Here is a 19217-nt window from a genome sequence, read left to right as displayed (position 1 = left end):
TACCCGGGGCATGGGCCGGTGAAACCGGGCATCGGGACCGGGAGGGGCAGGTCAGCGACGGTGCGCGCGCCGGCCGGCCAGCAGGCCCAGGGCCGGCATGGCCACCCCCAGCAGCAGGTGCAACCAGGTGCCGGCCCGGTCGACCGCCAGGAGGTTCGCCGCGCTGCGCCGGTCGACCGCCAGGTCGTAGAGCCAGAGCACCAGGAAGATCGCGCCGCCGCCGAGCAGGAACGCCCGCGCGCCGGCGACCGTGCGGGCCAACGCCAGACCGGCCACCCCGAGGACCAGGTTGACGAGGTTGTGCAGCGCCGAGACCTGAAGCAGCCCGAGCAGCCGCGCGCCCGATCCCGGCCCGGCGAACCGTAGGTCGGCGTAGGCGCTGGTCACCCCCGGCACGAAACCCAACGCGCCGAGCAGCAGCAGGAACACGGCGAACGCCGAGGCGACCCGGCGCACCGGCGCCCGCCCGTCGGCCGGGTTGCGCCGGGCCCGGGAGTGCGCCATCGAGTTCGTCACGCCGGCCCTCCTCGCCACCGCGGGACCGACGGTTTCCCCGGCCCACCGGTGGCAAACGCCGCACGGGTGGGCCGGGGTCCCGCTCAGACGGGCTGCAACGGCACCGTGGCGCCGTGGCGGACCCGGTCGTACAGCTCCACGTACCGCTCGGCCATCCGGGCCGGGGTGAACCGGGTCGCGGCCTCCCGCCGACACTCGTCCGGCTCCAACAGCCCGGCGGCCAGCACCAGGTCGCCCAGCTCCTGCTCGTCCGCGGTGAGCAGACCGGTGCGGCCGTGCTCGATCAACTCCGGCAGGCAGCCCCGGGCGGTGGCCACCACCGGCGTGCCCAGCGACAGCGACTCGACCACGGCCGTCCCGCCCGGCTCCTCCCACCGCAGCGGGAACAACGACGCCCGCGCCGAGGCGACCAGGTCGTCGCGCTCCTGCCCGGCCACCGTGCCCACCCAGCGCACCCGGTCACCGTCGACGTAGGGGGCGACGTGCTCGTGGAAGAACCGCACGTCCGGGTTCTGCCGGGCCTCGTCCCCGGCCGCGGCCAGGTCCTCCGGCCGGTGGTACGGGCCGACCGGGCCGGCCAGCACCAGCGGGAAACCCACCTCGTGGGCCAGCCGGGCGCCCAGGTCCTGGCCCTTGCCCGGATTGATCCGGCCGAGGATCACCAGGTGGTCGCCCTTCGGCGTGCTCGGCCGGCGGTCCGCGTCCACCGCGAGCGGCGTGGACAGGTGCACGTGGCCGACCGAGTGCTCCCGCAACGCCCGCGGCGCCCGGGCCAGCTGCGACGCGGACACCCCGTTCACCCGGACCCGGTCGCCGCCGTCGAGGGTGCCGTACAGCTCCGGGTGCTTGGCCAGGTCCCAGTGCAGCGTGTGCAGCGCGGGCGGGGCGTCCGGGCCCATCGCGGCCATCGTGGCCAGCCCGACCGCCTCCACGTGGTCGTGCACCAGGTCGATGTCGTCGCGGCGGTGCAACGCCCGCACCACGCCGGCCAGGTGCGCCTGCGACACGCCGCAGACCTGGTTGTACGGCCGCTGCAACGCGGAGAACTGCCCGTCCGGGAAGACCGCGATCTTCTCGTCCACCGGCAACGTGCTGCTCTCCACCGACGCCAGCACCACCCGTACGCCGAGCCGGCGCAGCTCCGGCACCAGCGTGGCGACGACGTTCTCGATCCCGCCGTAGCCGGGCGGCGGCACGGACAGCCACGGACCGGCGTTCATCAGCACGGTGAGCGTCATGCGCTGTCCTCTCTCGGTGTTCTCGACGTCATGCGGCACTCGCTGTTGTTCGTGACCGCGGGGCTCGCCAGCTCACTCCTCGCACTCACGCGGCGACCCGGCGGTGCGGGATGCGGTGCCGCAGCTGCGCCAGCGGCGGCCGTTCCTCGACCGAGACGTCGTTGACCACGATCTCCCGGTCGAGGTTGGGCAGGGCCTCCGAGCCGCCCCGGCGGAACTGGGTCAGCAGCGCGGTCGGTGCCACCCCGGGCGCCGCCCAGCCGCGCCGTTGCAGCCGCGACCAGGCGGTCAGCATGATCTGCGCCGACATCCGGCCCAGCGCGGCGGTGTCCTGGTGCCGGTGCTTGCGCTCACCCAGGTCGACCTGGGCCAGCGCGTCCAACCCGACCAGCTCCAGCAGGTCGATCAGCATGGCCGTCTCGACGCCGTACCCGGTGACGAACGGCACCCGCTCCAGGACGTCACGGCGGCCGGCGTACTCACCGGCGAGGGGCTGCACGAAGCCGGCCAGCTCCGGCCAGAACAGGTTGAGCAGCGGTCGGGCCATCAGCTCCGTCACCCGGCCGCCGCCGTCGGGCTCGACGCTCGTCGCACCGACCAGGGGCCGGTGGTAGAAGCCCTTCACGAAGTCCACGCTCGGATCGGTGAGCAGCGGACCGAGCAGGCCGGTGACGAAGTGCGGCCGGAACTCGCGCAGGTCGGCGTCGACGAACGCGACGATGTCCCCCTCGGCCGCCGCCAGCCCGGCCCAGAGCGCGTCGCCCTTGCCGGTCAGGCGCGGCAGGCCGCGCGTCATCGCGTCCTGGCTCACCACCTCGGCGCCGGCCGCGCGGGCCACCTGGGCGGTGCGGTCGGTGGACCGGGAGTCCACCACGATCAGCTCGTCGACCAGCGGCACCCGGTCCACCAGGTGTTCCCGGATGGTCGACACGATCGCGCCGACCGTGGCCTCCTCGTTGCGCGCCGGCAGCACCACACTGACCCGGCTGTTCCCCTTGGCCCGGACCAGCCGACGGGCCGGCCAGTCGCCGGCCGTACTGGTCCGGTACGTGGCCCACGCCTCCACCACCGGTGAGACGGTCACATCTGAATCCCGCACGGGCACCCCCATCAGTGGCGGAATCGCGAACTCCTGTTTTTCCCAGTACCGCATCCGCGCTAACCGGATCTTGCCTAACAACTCGATCACCAGGTGCGTACCGGGTGGTTCCCGGCGGATGAACGTTGCGTTGCGTACCCCCTCGCGTTTGGCGGGACGCCGGCCAGGGGAGTGCTGTCGACGGTTCGTTCAGTCGTGGTGGGAGGGGCGGTCGGATGCGGGTGGGACTGGTCGGAGCCGGTGGGGTGGCGCAACGCCACGCCCGCGTGCTCACGGGGTTCGAGGACGTGGAACTGCTCGGGGTGACCGACGTCGCGCCGGACGCGGCGCGGGCGCTCGCCGACGCGCACGGCGGGCGGACCTTCCGGGACGTGGAGGAGCTGCTCGCCGCCGGCCCGGACGCGGTGTACGTCTGCGTGCCGCCGTTCGCCCACGGCCCGGCGGAGGAGGCGGTCGTCGCCGCCGGCGTACCGATGTTCGTGGAGAAGCCGGTCGCGGTCGACCTGGAGACGGCCGAGCGGATCGCCGACCTGGTGCAGCGGCGCGGCCTGCTGACCGGCGTCGGGCACCACTGGCGCTACCTGCACGTGGTCGAGGAGGCGCGGCGGCTGCTCGCGGACCGTCCGGTGCGCATGGTCAACGGCGCCTGGCTGGACAAGGTGCCGCCGGTCGCCTGGTGGGCCCGGCGGGACCGCTCCGGCGGCCCGGTGGTCGAGCAGGCCGCCCACGTGCTGGACCTGGTCCGGCTGCTGGTCGGTGAGGCCACCGAGGTGACCGCGTACGGCGACGGGACGCCGCCGCCGGTCGACGGCGCCGACATCGACTCGGTCACCGCGGCCACGCTGCGCTTCGCCTCCGGGGCGGTCGGCACGCTCGCCGCGGCCTGCGTGCTCACCTGGAAGCACCGGGCCGGGCTGGAGATCCTCGCCGACGGCCTGGCCCTGTCGCTGGCCGAGGACGGCCTGACGATCCGCGACGCGGACGGCGAGCGGCACCTGCCCGCCGACCCGGACGGCGCCCGGGTCGCCGTCGACCGGGCCTTCGTCGACGCCGTCCGGGGCGTCGGCGACGACGTCCGGGTCCCGTACGCCGAGGCCCTGCGCACCCAGCGGCTCGCGCTGGCGGTCGCCGAGTCGGCGCGGACCGGCCGTCCGGTGGCGCTGCCCACCGGCCCGGCGGCCCGGCTCACCGCCGCGGTCGCGGACGCGGGGGTGGGCGTCGATGCGTGACCGGGTGGTGGTGGTCAGCGGCCCGGGCCGGGTCGAGCTGGTCGAGCAGGAAGCGGCCGAGCTTCGCGCGGGTGCCTTCCGGGTGGAGACGCTCTTCAGCGGCGTCTCCGCCGGCACCGAGCTGAGCTACGTCAAGGGCACCAACCCCTATCTGCACGTCACCTGGGACGCCGCGCTCGGGCTGTTCCGGCCGGGCGGGGCGAGCACCCCGTACCCGGTGACCCGGCTCGGCTACATGCAGGTCGGCCGGGTGGTGGAGAGCCGCACCCCGGCGGTCGCGGTGGGCACGGTCGGCGCCATGACGTACGGCCACCGCAGCGGCTGGGTCGCCGACCCGGTGGCCGAGCGGTTCGTGCCGCTGCCCGACGACCTCGACCCGCTGCTCGGCGTCTACGTCGCGCACATGGGCCCGATCTGCGCCAACGGGCTGCTGCACGCCGCCGCCGACCTGTGCGGCACCGACGTGCGCACGCTCGGCGACGGGGTACGCGGCCGCCGGGTCGCGGTGGTCGGCAGCGGCGTGGTCGCCCTGCTCACCGCGCTGTTCGCCCGCCGCCACGGTGCCGCCTCGGTGGTCGTGGTGGATCCGACGCCGGCCCGCCGTCAGGTGGCCGAGGCGCTCGGCCTGGAGACGCTCGACCCGGAGGCCGACGACCCGGCGGTGGTGCTCAAGACCCGGTGGAACCACGCCGCCGGCGACCGGGGCGCGGACGTGGTGTTCCAGTGCCGGGGCCAGGACTGGGCGTTGCAGCTGGCGCTGCGGCTGCTGCGGCCCCAGGGCACCGTGATCGACCTGGCCTTCTACCAGGGCGGCGCGAACGCGGTCCGGCTCGGCGAGGAGTTCCACCACAACGGGCTGTCGCTGCGCTGCGCGCAGATCGGCCGGGTGCCCCGTGGCCTCGCCCCGACCTGGGACCGGGAACGGCTCTCCGCCGAGACGGTGGAGCTGCTGCGCCAGTACGGCGAGGAGATCCGCAAGCACGTGGTCTCCGCCGTGGCGCCGCTGGACGAGGCGCCGACCCTGCTGACCGACCTGGCCGAGCGCCGCCGCTCGGAACTGCAGGTGGTCCTGACCGGCTGACCCCGGGTGCGCCCGCGGCCGTCCCGGTGCGGCGTCCGGCTACCGTTCGGGCATGACCGTCGAAGCCGGCCCGACGCCGGGGCTCGCCGCGTTGCTGCCCTACCTGCGCGCCCACCGCGGCACCCTCGTCGCGGTGGGCGCGCTGTCGCTCTCCGGCGCCGCCGCCGCGCTGGCCCAGCCGCTGCTCACCCGCGCCGTGCTGGACCGGATCACCGCCGACCGGCCGGCCGGCGCGCTGGTGGTCGCGTTGGTCGTCCTGGTGGTGGCCGGCGCGCTGCTCGGTGGACTCCGCGACTACCTGCTGCAACGCACCGGCGAGGGGCTCGTGCTGGGGGTCCGCCGACGCCTGGCCGGGCACCTGCTGCGCCTGCCGATCGTCGAGTACGACCGGCGCCGCACCGGCGACCTGCTGTCCCGGGTCGGCGCCGACACCACGCTGCTGCGGGCGGTGGTGACGTCCGGCCTGTTCGAGACCGTCACCGGCGCGGTGATGGTGGTCGGCGCCGGCACCGCGATGCTGCTGCTGGACCCGCTGCTGTTCGGGGTGACGCTGGCCGCGGTCGCGGTCGGCGTGGGCTTCGCGGTCACCGTCGCCCGCCGGGTGCGGGGCCTGGCCCGCCGCGCCCAGGAACGCGTCGGGGAGATGACCTCGGCCGTCGAGCGGGCGATCTCCGCGGCGCGGACCATCCGGGCCAGCCGGGCCGAGGGCCGGGAGACCGCCACCGTGGTGACCAGCGCGACCGCGGCGTACGACGCCGGTCTGCGGGTGGCCCGGGCCCAGGCGGTGGTCGGGCCGGCCAGCACGGTCACCGTGCAGGGCGCCTTCCTGCTGGTGCTGGCCGTGGGCGGGGCCCGGGTGGCGGCCGGGGCGATCAGCGTGGGCGACCTGGTGGCCTTCGTGATGTTCCTGTTCTTCCTGGTGCTGCCGCTGGGCCAGGCGGTGCACGCCTACACGCAGCTGCAGAGCGGGCTGGGCGCGCTGGCCCGGATCGAGGAGATCCTCACCGTCGGGGACGAGCGGGTCGACGACCGGCCGTCGGCCGCCGTGACCGTGCCGCCCGCCGGCGTTCCCGCCCGGGTCGAGTTCGACCGGGTCGGTTTCGGCTATCCCGGCGGCCCGCCGGTGCTGCGCGAGGTGAGCTTCACCGTGCCCGCCGGCAGCCGCACCGCGCTCGTCGGCCCGTCCGGGGCCGGCAAGTCCACCCTGCTGGCGCTGGTCGAACGCTTCTACGAGGTGGGCGAGGGCGCGGTGCGCCTGGACGGCGTGGACGTGCGGGAGCTGCCCCGCGACGCGCTGCGCGCCCGGCTCGGCTACGTCGAGCAGGAGGCGCCGGTGCTCGCCGGCACGCTGCGGGACAACCTCCTGATCACCGCGCCCGACGCCACCGACGACCGGCTGCGCGACGTGCTGGACGAGGTCAACCTGGGTCACCTGGCCGACCGGACCGCCGACGGGCTGGACGTCCAGGTCGGGGAGGGCGGCGTGCTGCTCTCCGGCGGGGAACGGCAGCGGCTGGCCATCGCCCGGGCGCTGCTGGCCGGGCCGCCGGTGCTGCTGCTCGACGAACCGACCAGCAACCTCGACGCGCGCAACGAGGCGGCGCTGCGCCGGGCGATCGACGCGGTCGCGGTGCGGCGGACCCTGCTGATCGTGGCGCACCGCCTGTCGACCGTGGTCGACGCCGACCAGATCGTGGTGCTCGACGGCGGCCGGGTGGTGGCCGTCGGCACGCACGACGAGCTGACCACCGCCAGCCCGCTCTACCGGGAGTTGGCCACCCACCAGCTTCTGGTGGCCTGATCCGCCCACCGCGGGCCTGACCTGGGGTGACCGGCCGAAATCCGGACACGGCGTGGCGGCGGCGCCGGGCGGGGGTCACAATCGGCTGCGGTTCGCGTACCGTTGCGGCTCATGGGTGTGTCGCAACGGTTGAAGACCAGGTTCCGCCGGTTCCTCCAGCGCCCCGGGACGACTGTCGACCTGGCGCCGCTGGAGAAGCTGCTGCCGGCGATCGAGGCCCGCGAGGCCGAGCTGGAGCAGCTCTCCGACGCCGAGCTGACCGAGGCGGCCGGGCAGGCCGAGAAGTACGAGGAGATCTGCGCGATCGGCCGTGAGGCGGCCCGGCGCGGGCTCGACCAGCGCCCGTACGACGTGCAGCTGCTCGGCGCGATGGCGCTGCTCTCCGGCAAGGTCGCCGAGATGGCCACCGGTGAGGGCAAGACGCTGACCGCGACCGTCGCCGCGTACGGGCACGTCCGGCTGGGCAACGGCCCGGTGCACGTGCTCACCGTCAACGACTACCTGGCCCGCCGAGACGCCGAGTGGATGGAGCCGGTCTACACCCTGCTCGGGCTCACCGTCGGATGGGTCAACGAGGCGTCCACCCCGCAGGAGCGGCGCGCCGCGTACGCCTGCGACGTCACCTACGTCGCGGTCAGTGAGGCCGGTTTCGACTACCTGCGCGACCAGCTCGCCACCGACCTGGCCGACCGGGTGCAGCCGGCGCTGAAGACCGCGATCGTCGACGAGGCCGACTCGATCCTGATCGACGAGGCCCGGGTGCCGATGGTGCTCGCCGGCGCGGTCCCCGGCGAGCAGGACCCGGTGCACGCCGCCGCCGCGCTGGTGCGGGGCCTGCGCAAGGGCAAGCACTACACGGTCGCCGAGGACGGCCGCAGCGTCGCCTTCACCTCGGTCGGCCTGGCCACCGTCGAGGCCAAGCTCGGCGGCATCGACCTGTACGACGAGGAGCACGTCGGGCAGCTCTCCGCGGTGAACGTGGCGCTGCACGCGCACGCCCTGCTGCACCGCGACGTCGACTACATCGTCCGGGACGACTCGGTCGAGCTGATCGACGAGATGCGCGGGCGGGTAGCCCAGCGCCGCCGCTGGCCCGACGGGTTGCAGGCGGCGGTCGAGGCGAAGGAGGGGCTGGACGCCACCGCCGAGGGCGAGGTGCTGGGCACGGTCACCGTCCAGGCGTACATCGCGCTCTACCCGACGGTCTGCGGGATGACCGCGACCGCGGTGCTCGTCGGCGACCAGCTCCGCGAGTTCTTCGGCCTGGAGGTGGCGGTGATCCCGCCGAACACCCCCTGCGTGCGCGAGGACGAGCCGGACCGGATCTACGCCACCCGCGCCGAGAAGGAGGAGGCCCTGGTCGACGAGATCACCCGCTGCCACCAGGCCGGGCGGCCGGTGCTGGTCGGCACGCTCGACGTCAAGGAGTCCGAGGGGCTGGCCGCCGCGCTGAACGCCGCCGGGGTGCCGTGCGTGGTGCTCAACGCCAAGAACGACGACGAGGAGGCCGGCATCATCGCCGAGGCCGGCGCCCACGGCGCGGTCACGGTCTCGACCCAGATGGCCGGCCGGGGCGTGGACATCCGGCTGGGCGGCAGCGACCAGTCCGACCGGGAGCGGGTGGCCGAGCTGGGCGGTCTGTACGTGATCGGCAGCGGCCGGCACGACAGCCGCCGGGTCGACGACCAGCTGCGCGGCCGGGCCGGCCGGCAGGGCGACCCGGGTGGGTCGGTCTTCTTCGTCAGCCTGGAGGACGACCTGGTCGCGCGGCACGCCGGCGACACCGTCCCGGCGTCGCCCCGGATGAACGCCGACGGCCTGGTCACCGATCCGCAGGTCGACTACGCGGTCGAGCACGCCCAGCGGGTCGCGGAGGGCGTCAACCACGAGATCCACCGCAACACCTGGCGCTACAGCCACGTGATCGAGCAGCAGCGCAAGGCCCTGGCCGAGCGGCGGGAGCGCCTGCTGACCAGTGACATCGCCGCGTTGATGCTGCTGGAGCGGGTACCGGAGAAGGCCGGCGAGATGGACGAGGACCTGCTCGCCGACGTGGCCCGCAAGATCGCCCTCTACCACCTCGACCGGCTCTGGGCCGAGCACCTGGCCGAGCTGTCCGAGGTGCGGGAGGGGGTGCACCTGCGGGCGCTGGGCCGCCTCGACCCGCTCGACGAGTTCCACCGCAGCGCGGTGCCGGCGTTCAACGCGCTGATGCCCGAGATCGAGACGCGGACCGTCGCCACGTTCGAGGAGACGGAGTTCGACGAGGGCTGGGAGCCGGACGCGTCGAAGCTGGTGCGGCCGACCGCGACCTGGACCTACCTGGTGCACGACAACCCGTTCGGCTCGGAGCTGGACCGGCTGATCGCGTCGGTGGGCCGGCGCCTCATCTCCGGGTCCCGCTGACCCACGCTCGGGGCCCCCTCCGGCCGGTACGCGCCGGAAGGGGCCCTTTTGCGCGGTTTCGATCCCGGTCTGCGAGGGTAGTAGGCCGAGGCTCGGCCAGAGAGAGGACGGACATGGACCAGGCAACGGCGCCGGACGGGGACACCGCGTGGACGAACGCGGGGGCGGTGGGGGCCGTGGTCCGGTGAACGTCGAGATGCGCCACGCCATGACCGACAACCTGGGTGTGCTGGAGACCGCCGCGCTGCTGCGTGAGCTGACCGCCGGCCTGATCGGCGTCGCCGACTTCGACGAGGCGCTGGACCGCCTGGTGCGGATCGCCCGCGATGCCGTGCCCGGCGTCGACAGCTGCGGGTTCACCGCGCTGCGTGCCGGGGAGCCGGCTGGGGTGGCCGCCTCCGACCCGCGCCGGGGCGAGCTGGACGACCTGCGGCACGGCCCGGACACGCCGGCCCTGACCGCGGTGCGCCGGCGCGAGATGATCATCGCGGCCGAGCTGACCGGGGAGGAACGCTGGCCGGCCTGGTGCGCGCGGGCCGACGCGCTCGGCGTGCACGGCGTGATCTCCGCCCCGGTCGACGTCGACGAGCAGGTGATCGGCGCGATCAACCTGTACGCCGACTCGCCCGGGACGCTCACCCCCCGGCACCAGCTCACCGCGATGCTGCTCGCCGAGCACGCCGGTCTGCTGCTGGCTGCCGTGCGTGACCGGGAACGGGCCACCGCCCGGGCCGGTCAGCTCGACGGCGCGCTGCTGGCCGAGGGAGTGGTCGGGCAGGCCGTCGGCGTGATCATGACGCAGCGCGGCTGCCCCGCCCCGGAGGCGCTGGACGTGCTCCGCAGCGCCGCCTCCTCGTTGGACATCCCGCTGCGCGAGGTGGCCGAGCGGCTCGTGCTCACCGTCTCCCGGCCCCGCGACAACTGAACGACAGTCGTTTCGCTCCCGAGGGCGTCGGGTAGCACCCTGGACTGGTGAGCTGCGCCGACCTGGGGAGGACGCGATGGAGAGCCGACTGAGGGTGCAGGGGCACCCCATCCAACCGATGCTGGTGACGTTCCCGTTCGGGCTCTTCGTCAGCGCCGCCGTGTTCGACCTGGCGGACGTCGCCGGCGGCCCGGCCTTCCTCGGCGAGGTGGGCTACTGGACGGCGGTGGCCGCGCTGGTCGCGGCCGGGCTCGCCACGGTCGCCGGACTCGTCGACCTGTGGGACGTGCGGATCGGTCGCGCGAACCGGACCGCCGTCACGTTCAACCTGGTCAACGCCGTGATGGCGGCCCTGTTCCTGCTCACCTGCCTGATCCGGGCGCACGCGCCGCAGCGGGGCGCGACCGGCGGCCAGCTCGCGACCGAGCTGGTCGCGTTGGCCGTGGGCGCGGTCGGCGTGGGCCTGGGCGCGCGGCTGATCCAGCAGACCGACCGGGGCCGCGCCGCCGAGCCGGCCCGGTTGGACGCCTTCGACGGTGTCCACGGCGCGACCGTCGAGATCGCCCGGCCCCGACCGTTCTGACCGTCTCCTGCCTGCCGTGTTCCGGTGGTAGCCCTCGCCGCGCCGCCGAGCCGGCCCGGTTGGGCGCCTTCGACGGTGTCCACGGCGTGACCGTCGAGATCGCCCGGCCCCGACCGTCCTGACCGTCCCCCGGCCGCCGTGTTCCAGTGGGGGGCGCCGGGCGTGTCGCGGCAGGCGGGGCAGGCAAGGTGAAACCGTTATGCCTCCTGGTCATAAATATGACCAGGAGGCATAACGCGCTCCGGGCAGGTTGTCTTGCCGGAGCCGTCACGCCCGGTGACCGCGCGGTCGGCACCCGCGCGCTCGTGCGCGGCCGCACTCCGCGCCGCAGGCACCTTGCACTCCGCGCCAGGGGCGGCGCGCACCCCGCGCCGCGCACCCCGCGCCGCGCACCCCGCGCCGCGCACCCCGCGCCGCGCACCCCGCGCCGCGCACCCCGCGCCGCGCACCCCGCGCACCCGGGCCCGGGGCACGGAAATCGCGTTGCCGTCCGCCGCCGCACGGCGGCACGCTCGGCCCATGGTCACCGATCGCGGGTTCGACGAGCTGGTTGCCGAGGCCGACGCCACGTCGGTCGAGGGGTGGGGCTTCTCCTGGCTGGCCGGGCGGGCGACCGAGGAGCGCCCGCCGTGGGGCTACGCCCGCCTCGTCGGGGCACGGCTGGCGACCGTCGAGGCCGCCCTGGACGTCGACACCGGGGGCGGTGAGGTGCTGGCCGAGGTGCCGACGCCGCCACCGCTGCTGGTCGCGACCGAGGCCTGGCCGCCGAACGTTCCGGTCGCGCGGCGCAACCTGCGCCCGCTCGGCGCGTCCGTGGTGCGGGTGGCCGACCGGCCGCCGCTGCCGTTCCGCGACGCCGCGTTCGACCTGGTGGTCAGTCGGCACCCGGTGCACACCTGGTGGGACGAGGTGGCCCGGGTGCTGCGCCCGGGCGGCGCCTACCTGTCCCAGCAGATCGGCCCCGGCACGGTCCGGGAACTCAGCGAGGCGATCCTCGGGCCGCTGCCGCCGCCGGAGCACCGCCACCCGCAGGCGGCGGTGGCCGACGCGCGGGCCGCCGGGCTGACCGTGGTGGACCTGCGCGAGGCTACGCTGCGTACCGTCTTCCACGACATCGGCGCGGTGGTCTGGTTCCTGCGCAAGGTGGTCTGGACGGTGCCCGGCTTCACGGTCGACCGCTACCGGGCCCAGCTGCGCCGGCTGGACGAGCGGATCCGCGCCGAGGGCCCGTTCGTCGCCCACGCCCGGCGGTTCCTCATCGAGGCGCGTCGTCCCTGACCGGCCCGGCTCGGTGCGCGGCGGCGTGGTGTGCGGCCAACACGTCCGCGCCGAAGTCGCCGGCCGGGCGGCGCAGCACCGTGTGCGCGTGGTTGCCGTCGTCGGTGGTGTTGTCGTACTCGATCAGCAGGTCGTCGCCCTGCACCCGGTAGTAGTGCCGCCGGCCCGGCTCGACCGCGCCGGCCCAGGCGAAGTGCAGCTCGCCGCCGTGCAGCCGGTCCGCCTCGCGCGCCGCCAGCTCCGGGGGAAGCCGGTCCAGGTAGAGCGCTACCAGCCGGTCGAGCAGCGCCCGTCCGGTCGGGCCGAGCCGTCCCCGGGGCACACCGAGCGGGTCGAGTCGACCGGGCGCGGTGGCCCGGGTGGCGCTGATGATGTCGGCCGGCGCCTCCTCGGCGATCACCGCGGCGGCCCGCCCGCCGGGGCCGAGCGCGTCGAGCAGCTCGCGGGCCAGGTCCTCCTCCGGGCCCAGGGGCCGGGAGACCGGGCGGCCGGCGTGCCGGACGGTGGCCGGGTTGGCGCCGAGGAAGACCGGAGCGGGGGAGACCTGGTCGTCGGCGACGGTCGTGCTCACCGACAGGTGGTGCCCCTCGAACCGCCACGCCCAGCGGTCGTCGCGCGCCGGGTCGCCGAAGACCGCCACCCAGTAGTCGCCGCTGTGCCGCCCGCGCCGCCACCCCTCCGCCCGGTCCAGCACCTCTTCGAGGGCCATCACGGCCATGGCCTGCGCGTACGCGGCGGGGCTGAGCGCGGTGGCGAGCAGCCGGTGGGCGGCCTTGCGGGCCGGGACGTCGAGGTCGGCGACCGGGACGCCGGGGCGGGGCCGGGGCCGGTACTCCAGCCACCGGCGGGCCGGCTCGTCGTCGAAGTCGTGCCGGGCGCGCCGGCGGGCCGGCTCGGCGAGCGCGGCCAGCAGCGCCCCGGCCGCCGCGCGCATCTGCTCGGGTACGGGATCCTCCACCGCCCCTGTATACCGTCCCCGGCGGCGCGGGGTGGCCCGGTGGCGTCAGCGGCCGAGCAGCGCCAGCATCTCCGGCAGCGCGAAGAACCGGGCGGTCTCGACCGCCGACGGACCACCGTGGTCCGGGTCGGCGCCGGCGTCGAGCAGCGCTTGGACCGCCGCCGCGTTCTGCCGGAACACCGCCGCGGCCAGCGCGGTCTGCCCGCGGTCGTTGGCCCGGGCCGGGTCGGCGCCGCGGGCGAGCAGCGCGGCCACGGTCTCCGGGTGGGCATGGTAGGCGGCGAGGATCAGCAGGGTGTCGCCCTTGGCGTTGGTGAGGTTGACCGGCAGCCCCGCGTCCACGTTGGCCGCCAGTTCCTCGGTCGCCCCGGCGCGGGCCAGGTCGAACATCCGGTGGGCGAAGGCGACGGTCTCGGCGTCCAGTTCGTCGGGCACCCGCCCAGGTTATGGCGTCGCGGCCGGTCCCGCCTGGTAGCTTGCCCAGCCGGGCGAGCGTCGGGGCCGGGCCTGGCCGGCAACGTGCCCGGCCGGGCACGGGAGGCGGGCATGGACGATCGGGTGTACGTGGGCAACGCAGCGCGGGACGGCGCGACCGACGCGGGCTGGCTGCTGGGCCACTTCAAGCCGGTGGGCGACGTGCGGCACAGCACCGAGGTCGAGGTGAAGTGGGGTGTGCACCCGGCGGGGGAGACCCGGTCCCGGTGGGCCACCGGCGAGCGGCGTACCGCGCTGCTGGTGCTGGTCAGCGGCGCGTTCCGGATCGAGCTGCCGGACCGCACGGTGGTGCTGCGCGCGCCGGGCGACTACGTGGTGTGGGGGCGGGGCGTGGACCACTCCTGGTACGCCGAGCGCGAGTCGACAGTGCTCACCGTGCGCTGGCCCTCGGTGCCGGGCTACCGGGTGGACCCGCCCGTGCTGCGCTGAGGCGGTCGGGTCCGGGCGGGCATCCAGTGTCCCAGCATGTGGTAATACCTACTAAACCTATAGGGTTTACCGTCTAAGGTGTGGAGGCACGCGCCGCTCCGCACCGTGAGGACGTCCCGCCGATGACCAGCACCGACCCGACCGACCTGCTGACCGTCGCCGCCCGCTGGGCCGACCCGACCGCCTGGCCGGTCGCCCTGCGCTTCGACCGGTCGCAACGGTGGTACGCCCGGCTGCACGCCGCGGAGGCGTACGAGGTCTGGGCGCTGAGCTGGCTGCCCGGGCAGGGCACCGACCTGCACGACCACGGCGGATCGGCCGGCGCCTTCCGGGTCGTCGCCGGCGTGCTCACGGAGGAGACGGTCAGCGTTGGGCGGCTGCGCCCGCACCGGCTCGCCGCGGGCGCCGGACGGCGGTTCGGCGTGCGGCACGTGCACCAGGTCACCAACCGGGGCGACCAGCCCGCGGTCAGCGTGCACGTCTACCGGCCCGCGCTGAGCCGGATGACCCGCTACCACCTCGTCGCCGGGCGGCTCAGGGTCGCCGAGGTGGCCGAGGCCGGCGTCGCCTGGTGAACCCCCCGCCCCCGCCCGTGAACCCCGCCGAACGGAAGGACGCCACGATGGCGCACACCCCCATCCGCACCGAGAGCTGTCCGGTCCCGCCGCCGGGCTCCCGGGGCATCGACGAGATCCTCGCCGCCGCCCGGTCCCGCCTGCGCCGTCTCGATCCCGAGCAGGCCCACCTGGCCTACCGGGCCGGCGCGCTGCTGGTCGACATCCGGCCGACCGGCCAGCGGGCCGCGCACGGCACCGTGCCCGGCGCGCTCGCCGTCGAACGCAACGTCCTGGAGTGGCGCTTCGACCCACGCTGCGCCGCCCGGCTGCCCGAGGCCGTCGGCTACGACGTGCCGGTGGTCGTCCTCTGCCAGGAGGGCTACACCTCGTCGTTGGCCGCCGCAGCGCTCCAGGAGATCGGCCTGCGCCACGCCACCGACGTGGTCGGCGGCTTCGCCGCCTGGCGCATCGCCGGCCTGCCCACCCTCGGCCCCACCCCGCCGCCCCGACCCTCGTCCACCGCGCCCCCGGTCACCGCCGGCCGGGCGCTCCGCTGACCGTCCCGCCGCACCCGGCGGGGCGGGGCGACCGCCCGCACAGGAGGCCCCCATGTCCGTCGTCGCCCTCAACACCCGTCCGGCCCGACCGGGCCGTACCGACCGGGCGCTGCCACCCCGGCCGCGCACCGCACCGACCCTGACCGTCACCCTCGACCTGGGCGCCGGCCCGTTGACGCCCGGCCTGGCCCGGCTGGTCGACCTGCTGGACGAACTCGCCGCCTCCGGCGAGGGCCTGGTCCGCCCGGACGAGCACCGGGCCGCACGGGCCGTGCTCGACCTGCGCCGTGTCGCCGCCTCGCCGGCCGAGCCGCCGCCGGCCGAGCCGCCGCCGCCCGGGCCGCCGCCGGCCGCGCCGCCCGGCGGCCCGGGCGGGGTGCGCATGCTCACCGGCACCCGCCGGGTCCGGCACGGCGACGTCGAGGTCGCGCTCACCCGGATCGAGTACGACCTGCTGCTGTTCCTCGCCGAGCATCCGCGTCGGGTGTTCACCCGGCGGCAACTGCTCGCCAACGTCTGGGGTTACGAGCACGCGGTGGCGCGCACCGTCGACGTCCACGTGCGTCGGCTGCGCGCGAAATTCGGGCCGGACACGCCGCTGGTGACCACCGTGTACGGCGTCGGCTACCGGCTCGCCGACGACGCTCCGATCGAGGTGGACCGGGACGCCTGACCCGTCGCCGGCCGGCACGCGGCGCACCCGGAACCCGGGTGCGCCGCGTTCACGTTTCGATCGCATCCGCCATTGTGAACCGGTCGGGGACCCCCCGTACCGCCCGTTTTCGGCGCTCTGCTGTAATCAACGGGCCTCGTACGCAGAGCGAGCACCCGGCTCCGATGTGTTCGTCAATTGTCACATTCATGCAACGCAGCCGCCCCTTGACCCTCGCACAGGCGCCGGGAAGCATCGATGAAGCGGCGTCCCGGGCCGTGGGGAGATACCCGGACCAGCCAAGGAGGACCATGTCGGTCAGCCCCGCCTCGTCGCGCGCCGGATGGCATACGTCCCAACCCGCGGTCCCCGGCCGTCCACCCGGCGGCCAGCGTCGTCCCGCCAACACCGCCGCGCCCGTGCTCACCGTCACCCTGAACATCCCGCTGGCCTGCGAGGAGTCGCTCACCCCGGCCGCCCGCCGGCTCCTCGACGCCGCCCGCGAGATGCTCGAACGCGGGGACGCGGTGATCAGCGCCGGCTCGGTCCCGGCGGAGCGCCGACCCGACCCGGTGCCGTCCGGCCGCGGCCCGACGCGCCCGCTCGCCCCGACCATCCCGACCCTGCACATCCTGGCCTCGTCCCGGTCGGTGCTGCGCGACGGCGAACCGCTGCCGCTGACCCGCCTGGAGTTCGACCTGCTGCTGCACCTGGTCGCCCACCCGCGCCGGGTGTTCACCCGGCTGCAGCTGCTCAACGCGGTCTGGGGCTACGAGCACGCCGGCGTCCGCACCGTCGACGTGCACGTGCGCCGGCTGCGCGGCAAGGTCGGCGTGGACGTCCCGCTGGTCACCACCGTCTACGGCGTCGGCTACCGGCTCGCCGACGACGCCCGGGTCACCATCGACCGCACCGGCTGAGGCGCCACCGGCCGAGCGCCCACCGGACGGAGCCCCGACCGCCCGGACGCGACCGGCGTGGTGACCCGCCCGCCCAGGTGGGCATAGTGGTCGGATGCGCGTCCGCCCGATCAGCCCCGACCGGCTCGTCGCCGAGCTGGCCGGGCGTCTCGCCCGCACCGAGACGCCCGGCCGGCTGCGGGTGGCCGTCGACGGCCCACCGGCCGCCGGGCCGGACGCCCTCGCCGCCGCCCTCGTCGACCCGCTGCGCGCCGCCGGGCGGCCGGCGCTGCACGTACGGGCCGCCGACTTCCTCCGCCCCGCCTCGACCCGCCTGGAGCACGGGCGCACCAACCCGGACGCCTACTACGAGGGCTGGCTCGACGAGCCCGGGCTGCGCCGGGAGGTGCTCGATCCGGCCGGGCCGGGTGGGTCCGGGCGGCTGCTGCCCTCGCTCTGGGACGCCGACGCCGACCGGGCCAGCCGGGCCACCTACCGGGCCCTGCCGCCCGGCGGCGTCGTGCTGGTCAGCGGCGCGCTGCTGCTCGGTGGCGCGTTGCCGTTCGACCTGGCCGTGCACCTGGAGCTCTCGCCGGCGGCGCTGGCGCGACGCACCGAGCCCGCGCTGCGCTGGACGCTGCCGGCGTTCGCCCGCTACGCCGACGAGGTCGACCCGGCCTCCTTCGCCGACGTGGTCGTGCGCGTCGACGACCCCCGCCGTCCGGCCCTCGTGGAGGCCGCCTGACCGGCCGCCCGCAACTCACCGGAAAGAGACAGGAAATCTCCGGTTTGGCCGCTCGGGGGGCCGGGTAATCGCCCGGCTCACAGAGCACGGGTGATCTCGCCCGCGCATCCACATTCGGACCTGGTCCTCCGGCGCCCGCCGCCGGAGGACCGGTATGAGGCCGCAGGAAAGGCAGGCAGCGATGCTCGTCCACGACACGACAGCCACGGGCCGCTCCCAGGCGGAGGTCGACCAGATCCGGCAGTCCCTGCGGTCGCGGTACGACGAGCTGACCGCGGAGTACGACCAGGCCGTGATGCAGAGCCAGGTGCTGCGGCTGGTCGAGGTCGGCGACACCGCCGGCGACGACCAGGCCGACAGCGGCACCAAGACCGCCGAGCGGGACACCGCGCAGTCGTTGCTGCGCACCATCCTGGAGCGGCGCGCGCAGTTCGAGCACGCGCTGACCCGGCTCGACGAGGGCACCTACGGCTTCTGCGAGGGCTGCACCGCGCCGATCCCGGTGGAGCGGCTGGAGATCTTCCCGTCCGCCACCTCCTGCGTGGCCTGCAAGCAGAACCGGGAGCGTCGGGCGGCCTGAGCCGCCCGCCCGGGTCACCGGTCGGTCCCATGGGTGAGATCAAGGTGGGCACCGCCTCCTGGACCGACCGGACCCTGCTCGACTCCGGCTGGTACCCGGCGAGCGCCGACACGCCGGAGAAGCGGCTGTCCTACTACGCCCGCCGGTTCCCGCTGGTCGAGGTGGACGCCACCTACTACGCGCCGCCGGCCGAGCGGACCGCGCGGCTCTGGGCGGAGCGCACCCCGCCCGGCTTCACCTTCAACGTCAAGGCGTTCAGCCTGCTGACCGGCCACCCGACCCGGGTGTCCGCGCTCTACAAGGACCTGCGGCCGGACACGGACAAGCGCAACGTCTACCCGGACGACCTGCCGGCGCAGGCGTACGAGGAGGTCTGGACGCGGTTCCTGTCGGCGCTCGACCCGCTGGTCGACGCCGGCAAGCTGGGCGCGCTGCTGTTCCAGTTCCCGCCCTGGTTCACCATCAAGCGGGACAACAAGCAGTACCTGCTGGAGGTGGCGCGGCGCTGCGCCCCGCTGCGGCCGGTCGTCGAGTTCCGGCACGCCTCCTGGTTCGACGGCGACAACGCCCGGGAGACGCTGGACTTCCTGCGCGCGCACGACCTGCCGCTGGTCTGTGTGGACATGCCGCAGGGCCACCGGTCGTCCGTACCCCCGGTGCTGGCCGCCACCGCGGACCTCGCGGTGGTCCGGTTCCACGGGCACAGCGACAAGTGGACCAGCAAGGACATCCACGAGAAGTTCGGCTACGACTACTCCGACCGCGAGCTGCGCGACTGGGCGCCGAAGCTGCGCGAACTGGCCGGGCAGGCGGACCAGACGCACGTGTTGATGAACAACTGTTACCGCGACCACGCGCAACGCAACGCCGCCACCCTCGCCGACCTGCTCGACGGCTGAGCGCGTCTCACCCGGTCCGGGTGAGGACACCTCACCCACCCGCCGCGCAGCATGGACGTGTGCTCCTCCGCCGCCGGTGGAGGCGCCGCGACGAGGAGGTGGGTCATGACGGTACGGGTGGTGGCGGACCGACGCCGCGGTGGCGTACTGCACGTGGTCGGCAACTCCGACGCGCCGCGGCGGGGCGAACGGCCCGGCCGGTTCAGTCCGACCCGGCTGTGGCGGGGTCCCAGCGGGCCACCCCGGCGCGCCGACGACCGCCGCTGGGAGACCGACGTACGGGGGTGAGA

The 19217-nt window shown here is 75.2% G+C and carries 21 protein-coding genes; 16 read left to right on the top strand and 5 right to left on the bottom strand.

From position 1 onward, the window contains the following. Window positions 1–51: 51 nt before the first annotated feature. The 3 genes from CO540_RS06145 to CO540_RS06135 form a co-directional block, all read right to left on the bottom strand. Complete coding sequence (locus CO540_RS06145; protein WP_091577706.1) at window positions 52–504, bottom strand: DUF4383 domain-containing protein; 453 nt, start codon at window positions 502–504, stop codon at window positions 52–54. A gap of 95 nt (window positions 505–599) precedes the next feature. Then, window positions 600–1754 (bottom strand): glycosyltransferase, encoded by a 1155-nt coding sequence (locus tag CO540_RS06140; RefSeq protein WP_099161276.1) that lies wholly within the window; start codon window positions 1752–1754, stop codon window positions 600–602. An 85-nt stretch (window positions 1755–1839) separates the two neighbouring features. Next, the gene (locus CO540_RS06135) at window positions 1840–2865 is read right to left on the bottom strand and encodes a glucosyl-3-phosphoglycerate synthase (protein ID WP_172967991.1); all 1026 of its coding nucleotides are present in this window, start codon (window positions 2863–2865) and stop codon (window positions 1840–1842) included. Between the two features lie 203 nt (window positions 2866–3068). On the opposite strand from CO540_RS06135, the gene CO540_RS06130 reads away from it, so the two are divergent. The 7 genes from CO540_RS06130 (at window position 3069) to CO540_RS06095 (ending at window position 12156) form a co-directional block, all read left to right on the top strand. Continuing rightward, window positions 3069–4082, top strand: coding sequence for a Gfo/Idh/MocA family protein (locus tag CO540_RS06130; protein WP_091575354.1), 1014 nt, complete (start codon window positions 3069–3071; stop codon window positions 4080–4082). Continuing rightward, window positions 4075–5163, top strand: coding sequence for a zinc-binding dehydrogenase (locus CO540_RS06125; protein WP_099161275.1), 1089 nt, complete (start codon window positions 4075–4077; stop codon window positions 5161–5163). Before CO540_RS06130 ends, CO540_RS06125 begins: the two co-directional genes overlap by 8 nt. A 52-nt stretch (window positions 5164–5215) precedes the next feature. Then, window positions 5216–6964 carry an ABC transporter ATP-binding protein gene (locus tag CO540_RS06120; protein WP_099161274.1) on the top strand — a complete coding sequence of 583 codons (1749 nt, stop codon included), beginning with the start codon at window positions 5216–5218 and terminating at the stop codon, window positions 6962–6964. Window positions 6965–7075: 111 nt separating this feature from the next. Next, the gene (gene secA2, locus CO540_RS06115) at window positions 7076–9370 is read left to right on the top strand and encodes an accessory Sec system translocase SecA2 (RefSeq protein ID WP_099161273.1); all 2295 of its coding nucleotides are present in this window, start codon (window positions 7076–7078) and stop codon (window positions 9368–9370) included. Between the two features lie 208 nt (window positions 9371–9578). Next, entirely contained in the window at window positions 9579–10295 is a 717-nt protein-coding gene (locus tag CO540_RS06110; RefSeq protein WP_172967990.1) for a GAF and ANTAR domain-containing protein, read from the top strand. A gap of 76 nt (window positions 10296–10371) precedes the next feature. Beyond that, a complete protein-coding gene (locus CO540_RS06105) occupies window positions 10372–10878 on the top strand; it encodes a DUF2231 domain-containing protein (RefSeq protein ID WP_099161271.1) in 507 nt (168 codons plus the stop codon). Between the two features lie 519 nt (window positions 10879–11397). Beyond that, on the top strand, window positions 11398–12156 hold the full coding sequence (locus CO540_RS06095; RefSeq protein ID WP_099161269.1) for a class I SAM-dependent methyltransferase: 759 nt from the start codon (window positions 11398–11400) through the stop codon (window positions 12154–12156). Here the strand turns inward: CO540_RS06095 and CO540_RS06090 are convergent. Together CO540_RS06090 and CO540_RS06085 are read right to left on the bottom strand one after the other, a co-directional pair. Next, a complete protein-coding gene (locus CO540_RS06090) occupies window positions 12134–13090 on the bottom strand; it encodes a DUF3500 domain-containing protein (RefSeq protein WP_099161268.1) in 957 nt (318 codons plus the stop codon). The genes CO540_RS06095 and CO540_RS06090 overlap by 23 nt on opposite strands. 69 nt (window positions 13091–13159) lie before the next feature. Then, entirely contained in the window at window positions 13160–13549 is a 390-nt protein-coding gene (locus CO540_RS06085; protein WP_099161267.1) for an ankyrin repeat domain-containing protein, read from the bottom strand. A gap of 111 nt (window positions 13550–13660) precedes the next feature. Here CO540_RS06085 and CO540_RS06080 point away from each other — a divergent pair, with 111 nt between their 5' ends. The 9 genes from CO540_RS06080 (at window position 13661) to CO540_RS06040 (ending at window position 19215) form a co-directional block, all read left to right on the top strand. After that, the gene (locus tag CO540_RS06080; protein WP_099161266.1) at window positions 13661–14038 is read left to right on the top strand and encodes a signal peptidase I; all 378 of its coding nucleotides are present in this window, start codon (window positions 13661–13663) and stop codon (window positions 14036–14038) included. 122 nt (window positions 14039–14160) lie between these two features. After that, complete coding sequence (locus CO540_RS06075) at window positions 14161–14613, top strand: cysteine dioxygenase family protein (protein WP_099161265.1); 453 nt, start codon at window positions 14161–14163, stop codon at window positions 14611–14613. A gap of 47 nt (window positions 14614–14660) precedes the next feature. Further along, window positions 14661–15152, top strand: coding sequence for a rhodanese-like domain-containing protein (locus CO540_RS06070; protein WP_099164610.1), 492 nt, complete (start codon window positions 14661–14663; stop codon window positions 15150–15152). A gap of 52 nt (window positions 15153–15204) precedes the next feature. Continuing rightward, window positions 15205–15825: a winged helix-turn-helix domain-containing protein gene (locus tag CO540_RS06065; RefSeq protein ID WP_099161264.1), complete on the top strand. Its 621-nt coding sequence runs from the start codon at window positions 15205–15207 to the stop codon at window positions 15823–15825. Between the two features lie 290 nt (window positions 15826–16115). Beyond that, window positions 16116–16724 carry a winged helix-turn-helix domain-containing protein gene (locus CO540_RS06060; protein WP_099161263.1) on the top strand — a complete coding sequence of 203 codons (609 nt, stop codon included), beginning with the start codon at window positions 16116–16118 and terminating at the stop codon, window positions 16722–16724. 94 nt (window positions 16725–16818) lie between these two features. After that, a complete protein-coding gene (locus CO540_RS06055; protein ID WP_099161262.1) occupies window positions 16819–17448 on the top strand; it encodes a uridine kinase in 630 nt (209 codons plus the stop codon). A 181-nt stretch (window positions 17449–17629) separates the two neighbouring features. Continuing rightward, window positions 17630–18028: a TraR/DksA C4-type zinc finger protein gene (locus CO540_RS06050; protein ID WP_099161261.1), complete on the top strand. Its 399-nt coding sequence runs from the start codon at window positions 17630–17632 to the stop codon at window positions 18026–18028. 29 nt (window positions 18029–18057) lie between these two features. After that, window positions 18058–18927, top strand: a complete 870-nt coding sequence (locus tag CO540_RS06045) for a DUF72 domain-containing protein (RefSeq protein ID WP_099161260.1) — start codon at window positions 18058–18060, stop codon at window positions 18925–18927. 105 nt (window positions 18928–19032) lie between these two features. Beyond that, window positions 19033–19215, top strand: a complete 183-nt coding sequence (locus CO540_RS06040; protein ID WP_091575315.1) for a hypothetical protein — start codon at window positions 19033–19035, stop codon at window positions 19213–19215. Window positions 19216–19217: the final 2 nt, after the last annotated feature.

It is taken from the genome of Micromonospora sp. WMMA2032 (genome assembly GCF_002688545.1).
GTDB lineage: Bacteria > Actinomycetota > Actinomycetes > Mycobacteriales > Micromonosporaceae > Micromonospora > Micromonospora sediminicola.
Note: the sequence above shows the minus strand (reverse complement) of the source record. Positions and strands in the feature narration are given on the sequence as shown.